Genomic DNA, 1,736 nt, shown 5'->3' with positions numbered 1-1,736 from the left:
TGAGACGTCTCTGCACGCAATTCATGCAACTGTTCGTTAAAGTCATTGTAAGCTGCCGTTGCACAATCGGGGTCTTTCAAGATATTCTTGTAAAGTTCGTATTTTGCACGCGCCTTAATCAAATCAAACGCGTGCACAAACCATGGATGTTCCTCATCGACACTCTCTATCTCTACAAGGCATTGATTTATAATGATAATCTAGTGTTATTCATATTGAATGAGAGTCCCGAATAACCTAAGATTGTCTCATTTTAAATCAGTTTATATTGCTTCAATCAAAACCACTCATTTGCACATCACAAGTGGGATGAATGTGTGGATCAAATTTATATAAGAAAGGAGTAAAAAATGGCTCTTATGAACCGTCTTAATGCAAGATCTGTCGCAACATTGGGGGCTGGCAAATATAATGATGGTGCCGGCTTGTTACTTCATAAGCGTAAAGATGGAGGTGCTCAATGGATTTTACGGTATACCCTTCACGGACGTCGTCGTGAAATGGGCTTGGGAGCATTGCGAGATGTCTCTTTAAAACAAGCCCGTGAATTGGCAACTGGGTGGCGTTCGGTTTTACGTGAGGGGCGTGACCCCATTAAAGAACGCAATAAACAAAAGCGTGAGGCAATCAGCAATCTTCATTACTTAAAAGATATTGCCGTAGATGCTTTTGAAAGTCGGAAAGCTGAATTAAAAAATGATGGTAAGGCTTGTGATTGGTTTTCACCTTTACGTCTTTATATTCTCCCTAAATTAGGCTGTCTACCCGTTTCAGAGATTACTCAAACAGAGATACGCAATACTCTTGCCCCTATTTGGCATACAAAAGCTGCAACAGCAGAGAAAGCATTGATACGTCTTAATCTTTGTCTTAAACATGCGGCTGCATTAGGTTTGAATGTTGATTTACAAGCAACAGAAAAAGCACGCGCGCTCTTAGGCAAACAACGCCATAAAACGCAAAATTTTCCAGCTATGGATTGGAGAAAGGTTCCGGCTTTTTATAAAACACTTTGCGAAACAACAACAATGACACAACTGGCTTTACGTTTGCTTATTCTGACAGGCGTTCGTACTTTTCCTTTATGTCATATCCATAAAGATCAAGTTGAGGATGATATCTGGACTATTCCTGCTGAAAATATGAAAGGAAAGCGTGATACAACAACAGAGTTTCGCGTGCCTTTATCATCAGAAGCATTAGACATTTTAAAACAAGCGCGCCTTTTATCACGCAATGATTTCTTCTTTTCTGCAACAGGTCGCGGTCCCCTCGCGCATAGGTGTATGGCTCAATATATGAAACGTATTGGACTTGATGCCTGCCCCCATGGATTTCGCTCTAGTTTACGCAATTGGCTTGCTGAAACAACCGATGCCCCCTATGAGGTCGCTGAAACCATTCTAAGTCATACAGTAGGAGGTAAAGTAGAGCGTGCCTATCGTCGTACTGATTATCTAGAACAGCGCCGTGTTTATATGGATAAATGGGCGGCTTATGTCACGGGTCAATCTTAAGATATGGGGTGAATAACCCCATGATCTGTTGATAACTTTCTCTCTCTTTTCTCTCATTCTCTCTCAATAAGACTCATAACGTATCACATCAGAAATTATATAATAAAATATTGTTTTCTATAAATAAAACATCTTTCCAAACGAACCAAAATGTGGTTAATAAATAGTTATGATTTGTTACCATTTTTTGATAGAAAGGATTTTAGTATGACAGAAAAT

The 1,736-nt window shown here is 39.6% G+C and carries 1 protein-coding gene; it reads left to right on the top strand.

All coding sequences use genetic code 11. The features are described from left to right. Positions 1-350: 350 nt before the first annotated feature. A complete protein-coding gene (locus tag ACFIJR_RS08930; protein ID WP_375621728.1) occupies positions 351-1,517 on the top strand; it encodes a tyrosine-type recombinase/integrase in 1,167 nt (388 codons plus the stop codon). Positions 1,518-1,736 lie beyond the last annotated feature (219 nt).

Source organism: Bartonella sp. OD88NMGDW, from assembly GCF_042193775.1.
GTDB classification, from domain to species: Bacteria; Pseudomonadota; Alphaproteobacteria; order Rhizobiales; family Rhizobiaceae; genus Bartonella; species Bartonella grahamii.
The sequence above is the reverse complement of the archived record's forward strand: the minus strand, read 5'-3'. Positions and strand labels throughout refer to the sequence as shown.

Coding starts and splice junctions, on each gene's coding strand:
- ACFIJR_RS08930 (WP_375621728.1), top strand. CDS start 351: ATGGCTCTTATGAACCGTCTTAATGCAAGATCTGTCGCAACATTGGGG.